The 22,170-nt window shown below is 31.9% G+C and carries 18 protein-coding genes and 1 pseudogene; 3 read left to right on the forward strand and 16 right to left on the reverse strand.

What is annotated here, in order from left to right; genetic code table 11:
• Positions 1 to 127 precede the first annotated feature (127 nt).
• The 4 genes from H0173_RS03015 to H0173_RS03025 all read right to left on the reverse strand — a co-directional run bounded on the left by H0173_RS03015 (position 128) and on the right by H0173_RS03025 (position 3,302).
• Positions 128 to 832, reverse strand: a complete 705-nt coding sequence (locus H0173_RS03015; protein ID WP_313770602.1) for a nuclease-related domain-containing protein — start codon at positions 830 to 832, stop codon at positions 128 to 130.
• Between the two features lie 3 nt (positions 833 to 835).
• Entirely contained in the window at positions 836 to 964 is a 129-nt protein-coding gene (locus tag H0173_RS22135) for a hypothetical protein (RefSeq protein WP_260630982.1), read from the reverse strand.
• A gap of 66 nt (positions 965 to 1,030) precedes the next feature.
• Positions 1,031 to 2,935: an EVE domain-containing protein gene (locus H0173_RS03020; protein WP_221844428.1), complete on the reverse strand. Its 1,905-nt coding sequence runs from the start codon at positions 2,933 to 2,935 to the stop codon at positions 1,031 to 1,033.
• A gap of 76 nt (positions 2,936 to 3,011) precedes the next feature.
• A complete protein-coding gene (locus H0173_RS03025; RefSeq protein WP_221844429.1) occupies positions 3,012 to 3,302 on the reverse strand; it encodes a hypothetical protein in 291 nt (96 codons plus the stop codon).
• A gap of 464 nt (positions 3,303 to 3,766) precedes the next feature.
• On the opposite strand from H0173_RS03025, the gene H0173_RS03030 reads away from it, so the two are divergent.
• The gene (locus H0173_RS03030; protein ID WP_221844430.1) at positions 3,767 to 4,477 is read left to right on the forward strand and encodes a hypothetical protein; all 711 of its coding nucleotides are present in this window, start codon (positions 3,767 to 3,769) and stop codon (positions 4,475 to 4,477) included.
• 435 nt (positions 4,478 to 4,912) lie between these two features.
• Here H0173_RS03030 and H0173_RS03035 read toward each other — a convergent pair whose 3' ends face one another.
• From H0173_RS03035 to H0173_RS03075, 9 genes are all read right to left on the reverse strand, one after another.
• The gene (locus H0173_RS03035; RefSeq protein ID WP_221844431.1) at positions 4,913 to 5,827 is read right to left on the reverse strand and encodes an LAGLIDADG family homing endonuclease; all 915 of its coding nucleotides are present in this window, start codon (positions 5,825 to 5,827) and stop codon (positions 4,913 to 4,915) included.
• A gap of 636 nt (positions 5,828 to 6,463) precedes the next feature.
• Entirely contained in the window at positions 6,464 to 7,759 is a 1,296-nt protein-coding gene (locus H0173_RS03040) for a DEAD/DEAH box helicase family protein (RefSeq protein ID WP_221844432.1), read from the reverse strand.
• 453 nt (positions 7,760 to 8,212) lie between these two features.
• Positions 8,213 to 8,944, reverse strand: a complete 732-nt coding sequence (locus H0173_RS03045) for a restriction endonuclease (protein ID WP_221844433.1) — start codon at positions 8,942 to 8,944, stop codon at positions 8,213 to 8,215.
• Positions 8,945 to 9,221: 277 nt separating this feature from the next.
• Entirely contained in the window at positions 9,222 to 10,925 is a 1,704-nt protein-coding gene (locus H0173_RS03050; RefSeq protein WP_221844434.1) for a coiled-coil domain-containing protein, read from the reverse strand.
• Positions 10,926 to 10,931: 6 nt separating this feature from the next.
• Positions 10,932 to 12,002, reverse strand: a complete 1,071-nt coding sequence (locus H0173_RS03055) for a dsDNA nuclease domain-containing protein (protein WP_221844435.1) — start codon at positions 12,000 to 12,002, stop codon at positions 10,932 to 10,934.
• A gap of 710 nt (positions 12,003 to 12,712) precedes the next feature.
• The gene (locus tag H0173_RS03060) at positions 12,713 to 12,997 is read right to left on the reverse strand and encodes a ferredoxin family protein (RefSeq protein ID WP_260630981.1); all 285 of its coding nucleotides are present in this window, start codon (positions 12,995 to 12,997) and stop codon (positions 12,713 to 12,715) included.
• Positions 12,997 to 14,292, reverse strand: a complete 1,296-nt coding sequence (locus H0173_RS03065; protein ID WP_221844437.1) for an FAD-dependent oxidoreductase — start codon at positions 14,290 to 14,292, stop codon at positions 12,997 to 12,999. The genes H0173_RS03060 and H0173_RS03065 overlap by 1 nt, the downstream gene beginning before the upstream one ends.
• Complete coding sequence (locus H0173_RS03070) at positions 14,276 to 15,313, reverse strand: electron transfer flavoprotein subunit alpha/FixB family protein (protein ID WP_221844438.1); 1,038 nt, start codon at positions 15,311 to 15,313, stop codon at positions 14,276 to 14,278. Before H0173_RS03070 ends, H0173_RS03065 begins: the two co-directional genes overlap by 17 nt.
• A 51-nt stretch (positions 15,314 to 15,364) precedes the next feature.
• Positions 15,365 to 16,180, reverse strand: a complete 816-nt coding sequence (locus H0173_RS03075) for an electron transfer flavoprotein subunit beta/FixA family protein (RefSeq protein WP_221844439.1) — start codon at positions 16,178 to 16,180, stop codon at positions 15,365 to 15,367.
• Positions 16,181 to 16,529: 349 nt separating this feature from the next.
• Between H0173_RS03075 and H0173_RS03080 the strand changes: the two are divergent.
• Positions 16,530 to 16,805: pseudogene (locus H0173_RS03080) on the forward strand (ZIP family metal transporter); the annotation flags it as partial.
• 53 nt (positions 16,806 to 16,858) lie between these two features.
• On the opposite strand, the gene H0173_RS03085 reads toward H0173_RS03080, so the two are convergent.
• The 3 genes from H0173_RS03085 to H0173_RS03095 form a co-directional block, all read right to left on the reverse strand.
• Positions 16,859 to 17,116 carry an aspartyl-phosphate phosphatase Spo0E family protein gene (locus tag H0173_RS03085; RefSeq protein ID WP_221844440.1) on the reverse strand — a complete coding sequence of 86 codons (258 nt, stop codon included), beginning with the start codon at positions 17,114 to 17,116 and terminating at the stop codon, positions 16,859 to 16,861.
• Between the two features lie 189 nt (positions 17,117 to 17,305).
• Positions 17,306 to 18,790 carry a PAS domain-containing sensor histidine kinase gene (locus H0173_RS03090; RefSeq protein ID WP_313770591.1) on the reverse strand — a complete coding sequence of 495 codons (1,485 nt, stop codon included), beginning with the start codon at positions 18,788 to 18,790 and terminating at the stop codon, positions 17,306 to 17,308.
• Positions 18,791 to 18,963: 173 nt separating this feature from the next.
• Entirely contained in the window at positions 18,964 to 20,769 is a 1,806-nt protein-coding gene (locus H0173_RS03095) for a methyl-accepting chemotaxis protein (RefSeq protein WP_221844442.1), read from the reverse strand.
• Positions 20,770 to 21,089: 320 nt separating this feature from the next.
• Between H0173_RS03095 and H0173_RS03100 the strand changes: the two genes are divergently transcribed.
• Positions 21,090 to 22,130, forward strand: a complete 1,041-nt coding sequence (locus H0173_RS03100; protein ID WP_221844443.1) for an acyltransferase family protein — start codon at positions 21,090 to 21,092, stop codon at positions 22,128 to 22,130.
• The last annotated feature ends 40 nt before the right edge of the window (positions 22,131 to 22,170 follow it).

Consider the following 22,170-nt stretch of genomic DNA (forward strand, 5'->3'; position numbering starts at 1 on the left):
TTATTAAGACAAAGTATACCAAACTTTTACATAATATTTATATTAATAGGACAAAATCATTATTGAAAATTTTTCACCTTTTCAAACGGACAAATAAACACCACCAAAATAAAAACCTCATCATTCTTTACTGATGAGGTTTTTGATGTTCATAACAATATATATTACCTTTAAACCGATTTTTGTTGGATAGACAATATGACTTTACCTTTTCAGAAACTACCTTTCCACAAACTTTACATGTTGATAAAAGTTTCTCTTTCTTAACACTCTCTTCACTGTCCTTATTTTTCAACTTTTCGACATGCTCATTTCTAATCTGTAAATCAGTTATATTAGCCACCTTCAATTTATTATACATATCCTGTATATCATCATCTGCATTTCTAGGTTTTCGATGCTGGAGCTTTAGTACATTAATCTTTCTCTTAATAAACTCCGAAAGTTCTGTATCATATACAATCAAATCATTAGATTGTATCTTTCTTAATTCTTCATTTACTTTAAAAGTACACCTTTTATTAATAGACACCATCGATACAAATTGTGTATCATCCATTGTTTGTAGAACTCCCTTAATCGCCTGTATATGCCCATAATTTTGATTAAAAGGATTCATCATTGGAAATTTACCATTAACTGACCATTTTGCTCTACTTCTCTCACCATAAATAGTTCCAGTGTAATTTTTAGTCTCAACAACAAATATTGCGTAAGGAGTAATAACAACATGGTCAATTTGAGAGAAACCTGATTTTGAATATCGATTTGGAATTAATATATCCTGTAGATACTTACAGTTTTTAGGAAGTTGGTCAAGTTGAATGTTTATTTTTTATTCACCAATTTCCCCAATTCTTGTGGGTGTAACCTTAACCTTACTTGCTTTAAGGTTAGTGGCAGAAATAGCTTCTTCTTTAGGTGGCTTTTTCTTAGAAAAGCCACTCAGTATTTTTGATAACATGTATTTTATTACTCCTTTAAATAGTAAACAGTTCTATTATTATATTTATAGAAAACTATGTACTATTTAATCTCTTTTATTTCTTTTTAATATCTCTCTCAACTCTTCAATCGTTAAGATTTCATCTTTTCTTCTATGTATCATTCGATGACAGTTTGCACATAAGGGAACTAAATCTGTTTTGGGATTTATTTCAACTGCTTCTTCCAATGTGCTTAATGGGCTAATATGATGAACTTCTATAAAGTCTTTGCCACGTTCACCATAGACTTCTTCAAAGTTAAAACCACAAACATAACAATTTAGTCCATGAATTTCAATTGCTTTTTTTCTATTTTTAGGGACACGTTCATATTTATTTACGAGATATGACTTCTTTGTTCCCTCAATTCCATTCCCTTCTTCTATTTCTTGAGATTCAATATCAGACTTTACATTTTCATATAATTCTTCCGATTTACCATAAACTATTAATAGACGAACAATATCTGCATAATCTTCGCCTTTATTTTGAAGAAATTCTACTACTTCTTTTAGCAATTTCCCCTTAAAAAGACCCCTATAATTTGCTCTCAAGCCCAAATAGTGAAGGATATTTGCTGAATCACGACCATTATTGTTCTCCCCACGTCCAAGTACATTAATATCCATCCAACGATGCGTTTTATTGTTAATTAAGTGTTCGTATATCACTTTTCCTTTCAGTTCATCTGGATAAGAATTGTATTCTCTAACCCGCCCATTAGAATCTAATGGAGGTAAGAGAACATCATTTTCACTTCTTTCTTCTTCGAAATGATATCCTAGTTGAGATAATCTCTCTCTTGCTATTAGTAATTCCTCTTTGGTAAATAAAGGTTTATACTTTCTTTGTAAAATCAACGATTCAACTGTTAAATCTAACCTTCCTAAACGTGCTAATTCTGCAAATCCATCTGATAAATTTTTACTATTGATGAGCTTTTTGGCTGTTCTTAGACCACCCTCATTAGCAACCATCTGTCTAAACTTAGTTGGAACATAACCTATAGTCTTAGATTTATCATAAATGATAAGCATTTCCTTATGGAAATCTACACTTAATTGTTTTTCACTTTTATCTATAGACGAATGAACAAAAATTGATTCTATCTGTTGACGTTCTGACTTTAAAATATTTACCGAGAAGTCTTTCCTTGTTTTACCTTTTAACTTTTGTTGAATATACTTTTTCAAAAGTTCATTTTCTATTATGACAAACCCCAGTTTTTTTAATCTAACTTCAGTTGTTCCTCCATGAAGCCCCTCTATTGCATCCTTATCAACATACATATGTCCTTTCATATCTTGGTAACCAATAAACTTACTTGGAGCTAAAAGCTCCTTATCATGTATGTAATACCATTGTTGGAATGATTTTAGTTGGTCTTCCAGCTCTTTTACCTCAATTAAATCTTTTTCAAACTGCTTCATATTTTCTTTAACTTGCTCTAATGATTCAACAAGCGGAAACCTTGTAGCTATGTCTTTTTTATTAACAGAATATCTACTGTACCATAGTTGCTTTAAATAGCTCTTGTGTTTTTCATCTACTAGATAATTAGTATTCTGTTTTAATCTGAGTATCATTAAATCTTTTAACTTAGGATGTTCAGTTAATTCTATTCGATTTATTCCCACCTCTATATCAACTTCAAGTACTCTAAGTTCTACCGCTAAATATGTATCACCACTAACATCTTCATACCAATACATAGCAGATTCATCATCATTTGTATATTCTTGAGGTAATGTAATGACTTCCGTTCTTGCAACTATTCCTCCACTATCTCTTTCACCGCCATATGAACGCCATATAAACACTTCGTCGCCTAATTGAATAACATCTGCTAAGTGAGTCTGTCTAATTGACCACCATATTGTTTTATTTTCTAATATATAATCATTTATATTAAATTTCGTTGGATTCCCCTGAAATATCCAAGTGTTCATTTATTTCTCTCCTATACCCTATGGTGATTATTTTTATCCTAGGAATGTTGAAAAAGCAGAAAGTATTATACCCAACTTACAATTTTTTTATTTTCCTTCTATAAAACTTCCTAACAATTCTATGTAATTCATCATCACTTTTACTAGGATTGGTATTTATCACAGCAGAAACATCCTTACTTTCTACTTTACTTTCATCAATTTTAAACCCTAACTCATTCAGCTTTTCAACAACTTTTACAACACTTCCAGTAATCGCATACTCTTTGATTACATGTTTTTCAAAACTATCAGCAACATAAGATTCAGTTAAATCAACATAGTTCTGTAATTCCAGAATTCTGCGCTTTGCTAATTCAATATTCACAATATCATCCTCCTAATAGGTAAACAGTTCTATAAGCACAAGACTAACCCTTTTGAAATTTACGATAAATATGTGAATAAAAATATTTAATATACCCTGTGAATAAATAAAAACAAAATATAACTCTTAAGAAAGGGATACTATCATCTATTGTTGCATAATTCACTTTTAAATGACAAAGAGGACATAACAACATAATATTTGCTTCCACTCTAACATCTTGCTATAACTGAATTTAGAGATAAAACAGCCAACTTCAAATTTTCAGTAATATGAAAATTATGTTAGTATTGAGGGAGATGTTTTTCAGTAGTTATATACTTCTTTTTACAAATAAAGGGGAATTTATTTTGAAAGTTGAAAGATACTTTGGCGAAATTGACAGAATTATTGGTAAAAAACTCGAATTAATTTTTTACGCTTAATACTTAACCGTTTTCGAAGATGAAAATAGGGGTGTAGCCATGTTAAAAGAGTTAAGTTCTAGTTTAATGGATGATTCTATTTATCACATCATTGAATTCAATGATGGTACGCTCTCATCTCAGGCAACCTTTTTCGTTGTGAATATAAATGAATTTGGATTTGTAAAAGCAGATATCATTTTTCCTCAAGAACTTGACGCTATGAATATAATTCCAATGGTTCAAAGAATTCATTACCATCGAATTAATTTACTTAAACCCGCTACAACTGATATAACAGAAAAGGTTCGAATTAACGTTGTTTTCAGTGAATATACAAAGCAAATTATTTTAGAGGCAGATGACCAATGTTGGTATATAGGAGTAGATAAGAATTATAAGAATTTCTACCACAAAGCTACCCTGAAATTGCTATTATTTATGCAAGCACTTCATAACGGTGAAACAAGGAAAGTAACCTACCCTACATTTTATGAAGCCCAGTATCGTTATTTAAATCACATAAGAAGACACAGATATAAAAGTAGTTTTAAATCTGAAGAAGAAAAAGAAGCATATAAAAAGTGGGAAATGATAGAATACCAAAAATGCTCCGACAAATATTTCCATTTACTTCATTATAGCCATCCAAAAAGATACGAGAATGATGCAGAAACGTTCGAAAAATGGGCTAAAGAAACAGAAACTCGTAATCGGCAAGGAGAAGAAAGGAACGAGGAAAGAACAAGCACTCATTCCATACATGGCTAGCATATTTGGTGATAAATCCCGAAACACTAAAAAAACTCTTATATATAATTTATGTTTTGTAATCGATCTGCTCAATAAAATTTAGATTTTATTCACTTTTTCAAGTTCTACCATTTGCAATAAAACGGAAAATAATGGTATAATCAATTCAAGAAGTGCAGTGACTCATGTAGGCACTGAGAGAATAACCCATTACCTAACATTGTCCGATGCAGGGTGGGTTATTTCTTTTTGTCAGAGAACTAACTACCATTAACACTGATACGATTAAGGCTGAAAATGAAATTGCAACCATTAATGCTTTGTAAACCAATATTCATTTCACGTATATTGTGTGAGAAAATAGTTACTGCCTTCTGAAAGTTTCTTTAAAACAATTAATACTATTTTGAGTTAATTGGAATGAGATACTAATTAATTGAAACTATATCCTTATCAACTATAAGTACGATTAAATAGCAAGTATTTCCTCTTTAAGTATAACCCCCCTTTTTTTTCATAGATTAAATCTGCAAGCATTCGCACATTCTCCTTTTGAGATATGGTAACACTATATAATCCTTTTATACTTCTACGAATTCTTGAATTAAAGTTTAAATTTTGTAATACCTTATTTAACCCCTCTGCAAAACTATGTGACCCAGTATAAATCACCACTCTATAAGAATTTTTATCCACCCAGCCATTTCCATCGATAACCCCTCTTAAAAATGCTCCTATATACCTTTTCTGAATATAAGGAAAACTAATTGTTAGCGATTTGTTTGGTATTAGACCATGCCAACATAAACTCCTACACATCTCAACTGAACTTATTGTAAGGTGGTAATAATTCTTTCCATTATGTTTCGTCTTTTTGACACATTCTACTGGCATTCCTAAACATTTCGCAATCTCTACTAAAATATAATCTTCTTTCTGCGAAATTGAAAAACTACGTTTATTATTAGATAAACATCCATCTGTAAAAATAAATCCTAATATGTACGCCATTTCATATGACCATGTGTTAAAATAATCTTCATTTATATTGTATTTTCTTTTTCCACCTCTAGGGAATTCTACTCCCATCTTTTTAAGACGATTCCAAATAGCACGTTCTTTAACACCTGCTACTTTAGCAATCTCTCCAATAGATTGTCCTTTTTTGTATAATTTCATAACATCTTCATTTGTGAACTTGCTTTTTATTCCTGTCGGATGTCTTAATTCTATTCCCCTTTTTAATAATGCATTTCTAATTGGTATATGAGTAACATTAAATTCCCTTGCAATTTCATAACAAGAGATGCCACTCAAATACATTTTTACAATATCATTCACTTGTTCTTCATTAATTTTTCTATTCATATTAAATAACCTCCACCAAAATATTTTTAATTAAAAGTGCCTAATAAAGTACCCGCACATCTTTAACCAAAAAAAATACAGAGTGCCTATTCGACACTCTGCAAAAAAATATATATTTTAAATTTATAATATGATTACTTTTAGTTGATAACGGAAATAGAACCAATACTTCTAGCCCCTTTAAATTTAGTTAAGACTAAGATATCAAAGTAATATATGAAAATCAAATCTTCTATTCTACCTTTACTTTTAAATTAATCTTCAACAATTTATATGGGACTATAAATGAATTTTAGATACCGAACAAGTTCGGTACACATTAGCCTTTGAAAAAAGCTTCGCTTTTTCCTCGTCTATTTTCGAAAGCAAGCTTTCGAAAATCTGAGGTATAACTATAATGCTCAATATTCTTTTTTAACTTCTAATTAAAAAGGAGACGTTAAAAAGTATATTTTTGAGGAAGAACACCTGAGCTAAGCGGAAGCTTAGTAAGGGTGGCTCTTCCCAAAAATGTACTTTTTTGCAGTCTCAAAAATCTAATTCGAAAATGAAATCTTTTCTTTAAGGAATCTGAAAAAAAACCCTTAAATTACTTGGGTTTTACACTTGCACTTAGGCAGTTTTGTTGCCTAATAATCATATATTCCAATCGCTAGGGTATTCATTGGTAATTGCATTCTCTGGGGCTTCTTCAAATACCTCACTTGATAAATATGATAAAAACAAATTTCGCATCCTACTACTAGGTATATATATATTTATTGGTAGTTCCTCTCTTATTCTACTTCTCCAAACCCATTGTATTAGTTCTGATAATGCCCAAGCTTTTTCGTCAACTACAATGCCTTGTTGTTTAAAGAATCCCTTCTCAATGGGATTCATAAACCTATTGCTTAAATAAGCCAGATGATATTTATGCTTATGCTCATTTGTTGCCCTACTATTAACTGATAAAAATGAATTGACAAAACTTTTGGGTTCTACCTTTTTTTGTATTTTCTTTTTATCCCCACCTTTAAGAGTCGTCCATAAAGCAGTGTCTTTATTTGCCTTGCACATATTGGTTAGATAGTTATAAGTATTTCTTCGCAATACTGAAACAAATTTTGTCTTCTTTTCTAGCCACTCTTTAGATAATGAGTAAGGGTCGTTTCCAATATCATTTAGCTTTCCCTTATAAATGTGTATTAGGCTTGCTAATTTCTCTTTGTTAAGCTTTATTCTTTCACTGTAAGGTATCAAACTATAATCTAAGCCAATTTTTATAACTGAAAGATATCTATAACGAATATTGTGTAAATCATAATAATACCTTTGTTTTTGCCCTCTAAATAAATAAGTTAGTAAAAATACATGTTCAAATGCATAAAAAAAATCACATGGAAAGTTCCATATGATTGCCTTTTTTTCAGAGTAAATTAGATTTCCTGTTAGAGCTAATCTCTTTATATTATTAAACCTAGAATCACAATGTAGTTTGTTTTTGTTCCAAATTATATATTTCAATCCATTTTCTTTTTGGACTAACTCAATTAAATTACTATCTAACATGACATCTAAATCATTTTTCCTGGTTGGTACAATTTCAATAACATTCATGACTTCATCTAGAATAAGCGTATAGTTATTTACTTCAAGTAGTTGTTTTGTTTCATCATTAGCCATTTTAAAAAGAGAATGTGTTGTACAAATATCAGCTCCATCTGCTAATAGTTGATGAAGGTCTTCTAATTTTGTATTTCCATTACTTACAGTTGGTTCAACGAAATTTCTACTCTTAACGCTTTCTCTTATTCTAGAGATTTCATTAAGGTATGGTGTAACGAAAATAAACTTATGAGTGTCTACATGCATGTCATTCATATACTGAATAGCCCAAGAAGTCTTACCGTATCCACAAGGTGCGTCTACTATATTTAATGTTGTTGTCATTATTCTATTTCCCCTTTAAAAAGTTTTTTTTTTTTTCTTTAAGTCTATTGATATTACATAATTATCATTGTGTAGCCATCTGCTCAAATGCTCTCTAGAAACTCCTATACTATTTGCCACAAACTGAATAGAAGAACCATAACTGCTAATATAATTTAGTAATGTCTCTTTTAGGTCTAAATCCCTCAACCTCATTCCTCCTTTCACAAAAGCGTGATAATGTAGGCAAAAATAAAAAGAACCCCTATTCAAAAAAAGGAGTTCTATGCCTTCATTATTAATACTGTTTTCAACAGAATTAATTATATAGTTTTGGCTTATTAAAAATAGAATTGTGACTAGACACTAAATAATTATACATTTAGCTATAAATAAACACACATTTCTTATAAAATATAATATTTATTGCCTTCTTAAACTTTAACATTAGATATTATAGGAAATCTAACATTTTTAAACAGTTTGTTGCTCTTTATATTCTTTAGTATTTCTACACTTTGGATATGTACTACAACCATAAAAGCGACCTCTCGTACTCTTTCTAAGCACCAAATCATTCCCGCATTTTTCACATTTTAATTTTGTTGATGCAACCTCTAACATCGAATAATTCACACTTGGAATTGCAGTAAGATTCATCGCAGTTATCAATTTTATAAGCTCTTCACGGTCAATCAGCTTAACATTGTTTGACAAAGCAAGTTTTTCAGCAGGAGAAGTAAAATAGTTATTAGTAACAACCCAAGATTCATTTGCATTATAATAATTTTGTGATGCTTTTACCTCCTGTATAGCCTTCACTCCTACACTCTTACTAAAACGTTTAGCTTGTACCACAATTTTGTTATTATCTTTTTTAAGTATTAAGTCCGCTCCAAAATCCCCGCTAGCACTAGTCACTTCAACCTTATATCCTTGATTGATAAACAGCTCTTTCAAATAATGTTCAAATTGAATGCCATCCATTTTATCAATTTCAAAAATACCAGAATTCCTCAGTATTTTCTTCCGCTTCATTACCCTATTAATTGTAAAAGCAATTATTAAACCTATCGTAATAAATGTAACTAATATCGTAATTCCAATTGATTTAGTATAAAGATATGTAGCCAGCGCTAAAAGTATTAAACTTCCCTTTATTACTTCTTCTAATTGTTTTTCTTGCTTCTTTGTTCTTTTAGCCATAAAATCACCTCTTAAAGTAATTTCGACAGCATTCTTGATTTCCCCTTGATTATTTTATGAAAATATAAAATTGCTTTCGTATCGTGATAAAATTTTAATCACTTTTGCTGAGAGTAAGTGTTCTGAGGAATTCAAAAACTACTAGATATTTTATTCCTGTAAAATATCCCCCCTTGTTTCATACAAAAATGAAATTTTTTGTGAAAAATAATAAAAAGACCACATTACATTCTGTAATGTAGTCTTTATTTATATTAATTATCATACGGTATGTACCTTACTCGAAATTACTAATTACATCAAAGTATAAAGAAATATAAAAATCGATTGTTTTCTTATTTGCCATATAATCCTCTTTTGACAATAAGCTATATTCATTATTTTTTAATTTTATAATATTAAATTGCTTTTTATCTCCAGTATAAAAATCTTCAAAATCAATTGTTGCTAATATTATTTGATTCGAAATGTGGGCTTTTTCTGTTAATAATTCCAAAATTAATTCACTATTAGAAATACTTTGTTCTCCACCTTTTGGAGAATCAATGACTAGTGGAAGTTTTAATCCATTTTGGTTATACTCTTCTAACAACTTAATAAAAGAGTATACTCTAGCTAAATTCACACGGACCTGCCCACTACCAGAGGCTTTGAAGTTCTTTCCAATAGTAAAGTTTTTCGGTAAAGAGTGTTCATTAGTGTTAAATCTAATTAAATTTTCACTTAAAATTTCTCTATATCTACTATCAGCAGAAGCTATACTATCGTGCCATACCTTTAGCTTATCCTTGATAGACTTTAGTGAATCTAACTTTATTTCTAGTTCTAAAACAATTGAAGCAAGTTGTTCATTCAATTGTTTTCGTGTTTCATGTAAACCCTTAAATTTTAATATATCTTCCATTGTATATTCTGAATTGACCTTTTCTTCTTCAATGGCTTTTAATTTTAATTCATATTCATTAAAATCTTTCTTCACTTTTTTTAGTTTATCAAGCACTTTTTCCCTCAAATCTAACATTTCTAGTTTTGATGCATCTAAATCTGCAATACTATAATTAATTTTTAATATATCTTTATCTTGTATCTCAAAGAGATTACTACAATGAGGACATTCAACATTAAACTGATGTATTATTTCCTTCTTTGTCTTATCGTTTTGTTTTATAGTACTATTAATATTACTTATAACATTTTCTATTTTAAATAATTCTTCTTGGTACTCCAATATTTTCCTTCTGATGTTATTCAAATCGTAAGAATAACCTTTATACCTACTAAGAATTTCTTTTCTTTGTATTTCTAATATATTTAAATCTAGTTCCAAGTTAAATGATGTAATATTATTGTTAATGTACGTAAGTAACCCTAATATTTCATTCTTTTTCTTTCTTTCTGATTCTATATCAGAATCTAATTTTTCCTTATCTTTTATTTTGTTTCCATAATCCTCATCTAATATCGTTAAATGATAATAAAATAATCTATCTCTACTTTTCTTATCAAATTGTCCTAAGTTATTAAATGACTTTAGCTCAGATGACCAACCATGGTCTTGGTCAATATAATATGGAACATAATAAAACACTGGAGGGGCAATGGTATATTTCTTTTGTTTATCCTCTAGGTACACAGAAAAACCAATTATTTCTTGAACAAAAGTTGATAATTGAGAAGCACTTGATGTTTTAAATAAATTTGGACCATTTTTAATAGCCACAACATCACCATGTCTAATGAAGGTATACTGTACACCCCGAACATCGAACTTCAGAATATGTATCTTGGTCTTCAAATTAAACCTATCTGCGAAAAACACTTCTGCTCCTAAGGTATAATAAATGGATTTCATAATTGTGGATTTTCCCACTTGGTTTCCTTTACTTGTAACAATATTAATTCCATCATTAAAAGATACTGTCTTGGATTTTTTTTCAACTATATCGAAAATAATTAATTTTTGTATTATCAATTTATTCATAGACTTTTAGTACCCCCTCAATACCGTTTCAATATTTTGCATATAAAGAACTTCTTTTTCCTCTTTAGAAAATTCTAAACCAACCTTTTCATTAAAAGTATGTTGTAGAAGGTTTACTAAGTCATTTCTATTCAAATCAGTATTGGTATCAATTTGTTCTTCTATAAATCGACATATAGACTCGTTTAAATTTTGTAATATATTTGGAGATTTATTACACTTCTCTTTAACACTAGCTATTGCTCTTCTATATAAACTCTCATCTCTCAAACTTAGTGTTATATTCCCTTTATAATAAGAACATATATCTTCATAAGATAAGACATCTGCATTAATCTTCCTTACATTGTCTAAAATCAATTTAAAATCAGATTTTGAATAACTCTTTCTTTTTAGGACGGTAACTATATCATCTTGTAGACTAAACTCATAGTTTTGTTTTGTTGTTAATATATCTAGCAATGTACTAAAAAGTGCGTTTGCTGATTTAACACTAATATTTATATCTTCTCTTATTAACAGTTCATTTAACTTTGATTGAGAAATATCTTTATGATTATGTATTGACATATCAATCAATGAGTAAATAAATTTTGAAGATAATCCCTTTGCATTAAAAGATTCACTGGTTGACATATTTTCCTCGATAAGTTCTTTAAAATCTTTCTCTAAGTCTTTAAATGCTATATGTTTTCCAGTTATAGTCTTACTCTTATACTTCAATGGATTATTTGTCACTAGGTATATTTCTCTAATATCATCATCTAATTTTTCAATGTGGTCATACAATTTTAAAAAAACATTATTTCTCACTAGGGTTTTTAACTCAAAATTACCTGTACTTGAATCCTTTGTTTTTAATTGATAGGTAACAATATTGGGCTTTTTACTGGAAAATGAAAAGATTGCTATATCATCTATATAGTCCATGACAACAAGAAAGTCCTCTTTTTGAAAAAGTTCAAATAATTTCCACATGGCAAAACTTATTTGCATTGCAAGTCTGTTTGAAGATAGTGAACCAGTGTTCTCTCTTGCTTTATAGCGACTTAAACTAGGATAAGCACTTATATCCACTAGCTAACCCCCCATTTGTGATATTATACAAAGTTATGTAGACTCAATATCTATAATATATTAAGAATTACTAAAATAACTTTATGCATTTAAATCATAATTTTGGTGATAGGAAAATTGTACCATAAAGTCATCTCTCTATTAATTAAAATAGTCTTTATATTTTTATTTTTAGATTTGATTAATTTGATACATAAATTCTTGACTTTATTACAATAAATAGTGTGATAATCTGTAGTAAGATGGTCAATAAGTCTCAAATGTTGTGGATTAATCGGGGCATTAGCTCAGCTGGGAGAGCGCTACGCTGGCAAGTATGTTGCCAGTGCTAAAAGTATTATCCTCCCCTTTATTTTACTGCTTCTTCTAATTGTATTTGTTGCTTCTTTGTTCTCTTAGCCATAAAATTACCTCTTACAGTAATTTCTACACGATTCTTGATTTCCCTTAAAATTTTTTTATGAAAATATGATATTGCTTTCGTATCGTGAAAATATTTTTAATCAACTTTTCTTCGAGTAAGTGTTCTAAGTAGCTCATATTATTCAATTTTAATAATTCCTGTAAAATAGCCCCCTCATACATTTGAGGGGGCTTGGTTATAGTAACTATAGGAAATTAATTGCTGTTAGGGGAAATAATTTTTTAATTTTATTTTCTCTAATCTCGAGTCACAAAAAGTCACAAATTCTAAAATTATTTACTTTACATTACGCCAGCCTAAATACAATTCCGTGTCCGCCTTTTGGATACTCCCATTTAATATTTTGATATGGACAGCCTATACGGCAACTTCCGCATTCATGACAGCCCTCGTATCCTACCTGCATTCTTAATCCTTCCCATTTATACACTTCAGCAGGGCAAAAGACAGTACAGATTTTATCAGGGCATTTCGTCATGCAAATATCATGGTCTAACACTGTTAAATGGGATTTCGTATCAGCCTTGAAACGGACAAGATATTGTTTTTCTTCAATATTCTTTGTTGACATTATTTCACCGCCTTCCATGCTCGATACATATCTTTAATGACCTTAATCGTACCCCTTTCCCCAGTAAAACTGCGCATAATTTCTTTTTGCTTTTGTTTCTTGGAAGTGCCATCAACTGTAAAAAATTTACTTGCGGCACGATTCATTAGCGGAACATACTCCTTGAAATACTGCGGATACTTTTCAAATACATGAGTAGCATCTTTATATTTTTCTAAATCCTTCATAATAAAACTTTCGTTAAGCAAATCTTTATAAATATTTAAACTAGATTCACTAAAATCATTACGATTTTTCGCTGCAATAATTGCCTCTGCCGCTAATTGACCGGATTTCATAGCCATATTCGACCCTTCTCTGTGTATAGCATTAACAAGCTGGGCGGCATCCCCGACTACAACGACTCCATTTCCAACTACTTTTGGAACAGAATGAAACCCTCCCTCAGGTATAAGGTGAGCTAAATATTCTAGCGATTCCCCCCCTTCTATAAGGGGTCTTACCATTGGATGTGTCTTTAAATAATCAAGTAAATCATAAGGACGTAGCTTTGCTTGGATCATACTCGAAAGCGTGGTTCCCACCCCAATATTAATACTTTCCTTATTTGTATAAATAAAAGCGGTTCCTAAGTTTCCTTTCGTGGAATCTCCAAAAATTTCGATCGTGCAGCCTTGATTTTCCTCTAAATTAAAGCGGTCATTTATTTTTTCTTTTGAAAGATTTACTACTTCCATTACTGTTAAGGCAACTTCATCTGGCCTAAATTCTTTATGAAAGCCGAGTTGTTTTCCAAGCAGCGAGTTTACACCATCTGCAAGCACAACAACATCTGCATACACTTCGCCATTTGGGCGGTCTGTTCTTACTCCAACTACTTTTCCATCTTCAACTATACATTCAAGGACTACTGTTTCATTTATAAGTAAGACACCTTGTTCGACCCCTTTTTTTGCAAACCATTGATCAAACTGTGCCCTTAATACGGTAAAGTTATTATAAGGCTCCATTCCCCATTCAAGCCCTTTATATCCAAATGTTACAGCAGACTCCTTATCCATCATCCAAAATCTTTGTTCAATAACTGGCCGTTCTAATGGTGCCTCCTTCCAGAACTCAGGAATGATCTCTTCCATCTGTTTCCTGTATAATACGCCACCCATAACGTTTTTGCTTCCCGGATATTCTCCTCTTTCAATTTGCAAAACCTTTATCCCATTTTTGGCACATGTGTAGGCACACGAAGTACCAGCTGGACCAGCACCAACGACAATGACATCAAATTTTTCCGGCATATCTAACCTCTCCTCCTTTCTCCTTTCTTAGCTCCTTAAATTCTTCAATTAGTTTTGGGACAATCTCCATAGCGTCCCCAACAATACAATAAGTAGCCACATCAAAAATTGGGGCATTTGGATCCTTATTTATAGCAATTATGAACTCAGAATTTTTCATCCCTACAATATGCTGAATAGCCCCAGAAATGCCAATAGCGAAGTATATTTTTGGTGTAATAGTTTCACCGGTTTGCCCAACTTGCTGCTCATGAGGAAGCCATCCAGCTTCGACAACATCTCTGCTTCCGCCTACACTAGCTCCAATTGTTTCTGCCAATTCATGAATGAGCCTAAACCCTTTAATATCACCCATCCCTTTTCCGCCAGCAACAACAACATGTGCATCTGCTAATCGCACTTTTTTTGTGACATCCTTCACAATTTTAATCACTTTTGTTCGCATATCCTCTTCGTTTAAAGTAATTTCCTCTTCAATAATCTTTCCTGTTCTGCTGTAATCTTTTTCTAATGCTTTCATTACCTTTGGCCTAACTGTAGCCATTTGTGGCCTGTGTTTTTTACATAGTATTGTCGCCATAATATTTCCTCCAAAGGCAGGACGGCTAGCCTCAAGAAGTCTTTTTTCTAAATCAACATCAAGCATTGTTGTATCTGCTGTTAACCCTGTACATAAATCTGTGGCAACTGCACTTGCAAGGTCTTTCCCATTTGATGTAGCCCCATAAAGAAATATTTCTGGTTTGTACTTTTCAGCCAAAAGCATAACACATTTCATGTATGATTCTGTCCGATAATCTTTTAAAACAGGGTGGTCAATTACAAATACTTGATTTGCACCATAAGATATGATGTCTGAACTTAACTCCTTAACATGATGTCCTAACAGTACACTCGAAAGCGGCACATCAAGTTTGTCTGCCAGTTTCCTTCCCGCTCCCAATAGCTCTAGTGACACACCTTCAATCTCACCATCATTTACCTCAATATAAACCCAAACTCCTCGATAATCTTCAAACATTTGGACCCCATCCTTCGAATTAAAGTGGAATTTTTAGTTTAAAAAAAGATATTATCCAAAGAATAATCCCTTTTTATCCTCTAGCAATGCCATTAATTGCTTTACTTGTTCATCAGAATTGCCTTCAAGCTTTTTCCCGCCTTCAGGTTTCGGCGGAGTGAACATTTTTCCAACAATTGTAGGAGAGCCCTTTAACCCTAATTGAGACCGATCAACATTTTCAAGGTCATTCACTGTCCAAATGATTGGTTCATATATCGCTGCCTTTATCATATTAGGCATAGGTGAATATTCGATTTCATTTATTTCCTTCGCAACAGTTATCAGACAAGGAAATTGTGTTCCAATAAGTTGGTAGCCATTTGCAATTTTTCTTTTTAATTCGATAGTATTTTCTTCCGAATTGATGTTTGTTATTTCGATTACATTGGTGATAGGCGGAATATCCAATCTTCTGGCAATTCCAGGACCAACTTGGCCAGTATCTCCATCGATCGCATGCAGTCCACAAATTATTAAATCTATCGGCTGTTCTTTTTCTATTCTTTCTAAAGCTTTTGATAATGCATAGCTGGTTGCCAATGTATCTGCTCCTGCAAACGCCCTGTCTGAAATTAAATACCCTTTGTCAGCACCAATTTCTATGCTTTTCTTTATTACAGCCGTCGCCTGCGGAGGGCCCATAGATAGGACTGAAATAGTCCCCTCACCAATCTTTTCTCTTATTTTGACGGCCTCTTGTACTGCATGGGCATCATATGGATTTAAGATTGCAGGAGCACTTCGGCGATCAAGTGTATTTGTCTTTGGATTGATCTTAATAATTTTTGTATCTGGCACTTGCTTAACACAGACGACAATGTGCATATATCTTCTCCCTCCTTAAATTGAAAGCGTTTTCCATTCAACCACAAAAAAAGGTATGTATTAACGATATATGACTTTTCGCACAAGCATAGTACTAACAATTAATGAAAAAAACATACCCAAGTCCGATGAGAGCCTAATACTTTTATTTTTTTATAGAACATTTTTTCTTGTGCTGTATAAAATATAATATTTCTGATTAGTCTATCTCCAAAAAATTCAGATTTTTCACTAAGCCTTAATAATTATTTTCAGATTTCTAATATAGCTTTTAGTTACAAATAGAAATGAGGGAAAGAAAATGGAAGTAATAATCGGGACTTGTCTATCCGCCTTATCTACAGGATTTGGGGCTTTAATTATACTCTTTATGTCGAATGCTTTTTTGATTGCCACAATGACAGGAGCAATTGAAATTGTAATGGGTTTACTCGGCTTCTATTTAACTTCCTTCGTTTATTTCCTTGTTCCCTATGGGCTCGCGTTTGCTGCAGGAGCAATGCTATTTATTATCTATTAGGAGTTGATACCCGAAAGACATGGGGATGGAAATGAACGAATTTCAACCTACTCCTTAATTATTGGACTTTTGTTTATGGTATTCCTTATCGATATATTCTCTTAATAACATGTCTACTGCATAAAGAAATCCCTATAGCTAATACTATAGGGATTTCTTTACATTAATACTTTATATTTAGTCTCTGAAATTCTTTTTGGCAATACAAGCATCATTTTCTTTAAGGGGAATTTGCATTCTTCCCCCAGCTTGACATCATTTTGCACATTTAATTGATACTCATATATTAATTGATCCAGTTCTTGGCTGCATCGAATAGTGTCTTCACTTGTATATCCATGTTTATTAGCGGTTTTTAACATTTTCTCCCTTTTTTCTTGGATTTGGAGCAATATTTTTTTACATTTCTCTCCCAACCGTCTACCTCCGTCCTATCCCTTATTACAATAAATACGTAAATAGTTATTTTAATGGTTACTTTTAGCATTATTACAAGAAATGATATAAATGTAAATAGATTCGCAAAATTAGACAGTATTCTCCTTGAATAAATTTTCTCGACATTTTGCGAGGTAATTATTTTTCGTTATTCGACATTTTTCATATCAATTTTCAACCTGTTTCATAGGCAAATAAATGTTAAAAATCGTTCCAGCTCCTAATTCGCTTTCAACTTCTATTTTCCCCTTATGTTCCTCTATTATTTTATAGGTTACCATAAGCCCAAGGCCGGTACCCCTTTCCTTTGTTGTATAAAAGGGTTGTCCCAGCTTATCAAGTTTATCTTTCGGGATCCCGCTGCCTTCATCTCCAATAGAAATATGCAGTCTACCATCTGTTGTTAAATTCATCCTTACATTAATAAAACCGCCACTCGGCATAACCTCGATGGCATTCTTTACTAGATTGATAAACACCTTTTTCATTTGATTTGGCTCACAATATATGAAGGGCAACTCTTGCTCATAATTTGTACGAAACTGAACATTATGGAGTACTGCTTGAGCACTTAATAGCTCTAGCGTTTCTTTCATAATTTGAGTTAGGTTACACTCTATAAACTTAACTGCCTGAGGTTTTGCAAGAATAAGAAACTCATTTATAATCGATTCTATTCTCTGTAACTCAGAGGAAATAATATGAAAGTACATGGAGTGATTCTCTTCTATAGAGCTTTCTAACAATTGAATAAACCCTTTAAGAGCTGTCATTGGGTTTCGAATTTCATGAGCAATACCTGCTGCCAGCTCACCTATGACATTTAGCGTATCTGACTTCCTGAGCTGTGCATCAATTTCTAATTTTTCAGTTACATCTTTAAATGTAACGATGCTTAACTCTGAAAAAACATTGTTCTTTGCAGAAAACTCAATATGTTTAGTCTCCCCTGAGCCTAATGTAATTGCAACTGTACCAGTTGTTTGTCCTTTGTTCTTAAGCTTCTTACAATATTCTGTAATTTCTTCATCAGAAAGATGTAACTTTCTTAATAAGTGGATAAATGAATTGCCTATTATACTATTCCGTGAAAGCATAAGCATTTTTTCTCCAGCTTCATTCATATCAGCTATTGCTGTATCATGATTCCAGAGAATTATTCCTTCTAACACACCTTCAAATATTTTTCTAAACTTCATTTCACTTTCTCTAAGTTCTTTTTCCATTTTTCTAGTTTCACTAACATTTCTCACAATCAAAATATGAAAGCCATCAACCGCATGCAATTTGCAAGTGAATTCTAAAGACTTTTTTTGCCCATTTGGCATTAAGAAGATTAGCTCTTCTCGGATTGCTCCTTTTTGTTGAAGTCGATCGTATATCTCATATATTTTTGCCTTTTTAGAATGAATAAAGTTCTGTATCCTCTTATTAACAAGGACCTCATGATTGCTTTCAAATATTCGGCAGGCAGCTTCATTTGCTTTAACTATTTGCCCGTTTCCTGTCCAAAATATTATTCCTTCAAGTGCTTCTTCAAATAAATTTTTGTACATATCTGTATTTTGGTTCATTCCTATATCAAAGTTTCTTTTGTCGGTTTTCGTTAGACTTTTTCCAGTTAAATCATATAATTTACTGTTTTCATTCACTTCTAGATTTCCTCCTAACGGGATAAACACTATCTTCATAATTCTACAAGTTCTGGAAAATCCCTTTTATTATTTAGAAGATTCCGAAAATGACAAATGCACAATCTAACTTTCATATTTTAAAAAATCAAAAGGGATTCCATAAGCTGGAATCCCCATTCAACATCATCTTTTTATAGTTTAAATTTTACGATCATCGCATTTAATTGTTCAGCAAGCTCTGATAGATATTGAGCATTTTCTGAGATTTCCTCCATCGAGTGATTTGTTTGAGTAATCACCGCGCTTGTTTGTTCAATTCCTGCTGCAGATTGTTCCGATACATCAGCTATATTTTCTATTGATTGATTCATAGTTGAAGTAGCGACTGACACTCTTTCTAAGTTCAAAGATATTTCATTTACATTAATAGACATTAAATCAACTGAATGATAAATCTTCTCAAATGTTTCTCCTGTTAGCTGGATTTGATCTGTTCCTTTTTCAACCTGGGTATAACCTGTCTGAAGGGAAGAAACAACATTGCTAGATTCAGACTGAATTCCCTTAACAATAGTCGTAATGTCTGAAACCGATAGTGAAACCTGCTCAGCTAATTTGCGAACTTCATCTGCAACAACCGCAAATCCTCTGCCGTGTTCTCCTGCACGAGCAGCTTCTATTGCTGCATTAAGCGCAAGTAAATTTGTTTGATTAGCAATATCATGAATAACTTGAATAAGCTTAGTAATTTGCTGTGTTTGCTCATCTAGGCCGTTAACTCGTTCCACTGATGTTTTCATTATTTCATTAATCATACCCATTTGTTTCTTTGACTCTTCCATCAATGAATTACCAGTTTTCGTCATTTCTAAAACTTCATTTGATGCTTTTTGAATGACTGTTCCGCTTTGCGAGGCTTTTTCAACTTCTACCATATAACTTTCCATCATTTTAGCTAATTCATTGGCTGATTTTGCTTGTTCCTCCGCACCGCTTGAAAGCTCCTGCATTGTAGAGGCTCCTTGCTGGCTGGCCGCCTTAACCTCATTAGCAGCGATATTTAACTCTCCGCTTTTATCAGTAACAAAATTGGATACAGCAGAGATTTCCTGTATCATTGCCTGAAGCCTTTCTTTCATTGAATTAGCTGCCATTCCTAACTCAGCTATCTCATCATTACCATCATAATCTATTGTTTCCACATTTAAATTCCCGCTTGCCACTTCATTTGACAAATGGACAATTTTTCCGAGTTGATTAGATATGATTTTTCCAATAATTAATATACTTGCAATACCAAGGGCTGCAGAAATTATTATTGAAATTACTAGAATTATTAATGTCATAATTAATGCTGACTTTGCAGAGGTTACTGCTTTCTGCTGCTCAGTTTTTAGCATATCACTCAACTGAACCAATTTAACTACTGTTTCAGCAATCTTTCCATCTGCTTTCAGCTTCCCAAGACGATATTCCCTTACATGATGAAGCTTTACTTCTGGTTGAATGGTTAAATTGAACAATGAGGTAATTTCCTTATCATTCTCAATAATTTCCGTAAATAGCTGTTTTGACTCTTTAGTAGTTAAGCTTGGAATTAATTTTTTCTCTATTGTATTAAATTCCTTTGAAAGATCATCAAATGTAGTTAAATGTTTCGGATTAGAATCAATAATATAATTCCCAATAGCACTTCCTTTTTGATGAAAAATCGCCGCCACTTCGTTAAACATGATAGCTTTTTCGCCTGACTCTTTTACTGTTTCCATTTTAGAATTCGCTATAGTTAAAAATACAAATGTAATAATAGTTGAAACCGTGAATAAACCAATTGTAACAAATAGGGCAACACCGTACTTTTGTCCTAGTTTTAATCTTTTCCACAGGGGAATATTTATCAATTTAGATATTATTTTATTTACCTGTTTGTCTTTTTGGGCGGTCTTTTTTGATTTGCCTTTCTTTTTAAAACGAAATTTCTTTTTTACCCCTTTCATACTAGATCATCCTCCTTGTCAAAACGTGATCGTCAAATAATAAGCCAAAATTATGTAAAAATATAAATAAATAAGACTATTATTATTTTATTATAGTATAAAAGTAAAGGCTTTCAATATAATTTTTACAAAATTAGGGGAAACAAATGATTTTTGCCAAATATATTTAATAACCGGGTAATAATTCCAACTAAAAAACACCCAATAACCAGTAACTTGGAAAAAACTCCTCGAATTTACTAGTAATTTAAGGTTTTAAACGTGATAGGGTGGGTATATATATAAGAATCTTTTTAGGGGGTCTAAAAAGAGGAGGATATATGAAAAAACGAGAGTTTTACTTTGATAATGCAAAATTTATTTTAATTTCTTTAGTGGTATTTGGGCATTTCCTTCGTTCTTTTATAGCAGACAGTGAAGTCATTAATACACTATACAAAGTCATTTACACCTTTCATATGCCTGCATTTATATTAATTTCAGGATATTTTGCGAAAGGTTTTAATAAGAAAGGGTATGTTGGTAAAATTACAAAAAAGTTAATTCTTCCGTATTTAATTTTTCAAGTTATCTACTCTGTTTTTTATTTCTTTCTTTATGAAGAATCAACCTTCCAGGTGGATCCGCTTAAACCTCATTGGTCATTATGGTTTCTAATTAGTTTGTTTTCCTGGAATCTAATGCTCTACCTCTTCACAAAATATCGGGCAGTATATTCCATAAGTGCAGCGCTTATAATTGGTTTATTGGTTGGCTATACAGACTTCATTTCCAATTACTTAAGCCTGTCCAGAACCTTTGTGTTTTTCCCGCTATTCCTATTAGGATATTATTTAAAAAGAGATCATTTTTCTATATTTCATAAGCCTAAATTTAGGTTTGCATCCTTAAGCATTTTTGTTATCGTTTTTATCGGATTTTATGTATTTCCGACAATTAACCATGAATGGCTCCTTGGGTCAAAGCCTTATACTGAAATGGGTGAAGCATCAATCTGGGCCATGTTTACGCGCCTAAGCTTATACCTTTTAAGCATTGTTATGGTATTTAGTTTCTTTTCGATCGTTCCACGAAAACAATATTTCTTTACAAACTTAGGTAAAAACACCCTTTATGTTTATCTTCTTCACGGATTCTTTGTCCGTATATTCAGGGAAAGCAATGTTCAAAATTATATAAACGAAATAGAAACCTATTTGCTGTTAGCTGCTGCATCTCTACTGCTGACTCTTCTATTATCAAGTAAAATCACTATTCCGTTTGCACAGCCTCTCATTGAATTAAAGACAACTAAACTAAAGAACCTTCAATCAAAGGCCGCCCAATGGATGAATTACTACAGAAAGAAGCTTTTGAACTAAAACAGCGGACGCCTATTTGCGTCCGCATCATTAAGTCAAA

The sequence above is a fragment of the Bacillus sp. S/N-304-OC-R1 genome, assembly GCF_019749375.1.
GTDB lineage: Bacteria > Bacillota > Bacilli > Bacillales > Cytobacillaceae > Cytobacillus.

Coding starts and splice junctions, on each gene's coding strand:
- H0173_RS22135 (WP_260630982.1), bottom strand. CDS start 964: ATGTTATCAAAAATACTGAGTGGCTTTTCTAAGAAAAAGCCACCTAAA.
- H0173_RS03020 (WP_221844428.1), bottom strand. CDS start 2,935: ATGAACACTTGGATATTTCAGGGGAATCCAACGAAATTTAATATAAAT.
- H0173_RS03030 (WP_221844430.1), top strand. CDS start 3,767: ATGTTAAAAGAGTTAAGTTCTAGTTTAATGGATGATTCTATTTATCAC.
- H0173_RS03035 (WP_221844431.1), bottom strand. CDS start 5,827: ATGAATAGAAAAATTAATGAAGAACAAGTGAATGATATTGTAAAAATG.
- H0173_RS03040 (WP_221844432.1), bottom strand. CDS start 7,759: ATGACAACAACATTAAATATAGTAGACGCACCTTGTGGATACGGTAAG.
- H0173_RS03045 (WP_221844433.1), bottom strand. CDS start 8,944: ATGGCTAAAAGAACAAAGAAGCAAGAAAAACAATTAGAAGAAGTAATA.
- H0173_RS03050 (WP_221844434.1), bottom strand. CDS start 10,925: ATGAATAAATTGATAATACAAAAATTAATTATTTTCGATATAGTTGAA.
- H0173_RS03060 (WP_260630981.1), bottom strand. CDS start 12,997: ATGTCAACAAAGAATATTGAAGAAAAACAATATCTTGTCCGTTTCAAG.
- H0173_RS03065 (WP_221844437.1), bottom strand. CDS start 14,292: ATGCCGGAAAAATTTGATGTCATTGTCGTTGGTGCTGGTCCAGCTGGT.
- H0173_RS03070 (WP_221844438.1), bottom strand. CDS start 15,313: ATGTTTGAAGATTATCGAGGAGTTTGGGTTTATATTGAGGTAAATGAT.
- H0173_RS03075 (WP_221844439.1), bottom strand. CDS start 16,180: ATGCACATTGTCGTCTGTGTTAAGCAAGTGCCAGATACAAAAATTATT.
- H0173_RS03095 (WP_221844442.1), bottom strand. CDS start 20,769: ATGAAAGGGGTAAAAAAGAAATTTCGTTTTAAAAAGAAAGGCAAATCA.
- H0173_RS03100 (WP_221844443.1), top strand. CDS start 21,090: ATGAAAAAACGAGAGTTTTACTTTGATAATGCAAAATTTATTTTAATT.